Here is a 233-nt window from a genome sequence, read left to right on the forward strand (position 1 = left end):
CCCGGCTCCGGTGCCGTCGGGCGGCGGCGGGCTCGACCCGCGCGTGCTCTGGCCGAACATCCTGGAAGCGGTGAAGAACCGCCGCCGGTTCACCTGGATCCTGCTCAGCCAGAACGCCCAGGTGACCGGCTTCGACGGCACCACCCTGCAGATCGGCTTCGTCAACGCGGGCGCCCGCGACAACTTCCTCAGCAGCGGCAGCGAGGACGTGCTGCGCCAGGCGCTGGGCGAGC

1 pseudogene is annotated in these 233 nt (G+C 72.1%); it reads left to right on the forward strand.

Features of this window, described 5'->3' with window-relative positions:
• A pseudogene (locus G3I53_RS11965) lies at window positions 1-233 on the forward strand (DNA polymerase III subunit gamma and tau); the annotation flags it as partial.

Source organism: Streptomyces sp. SID14436 (assembly GCF_010548465.1).
GTDB lineage: Bacteria > Actinomycetota > Actinomycetes > Streptomycetales > Streptomycetaceae > Streptomyces.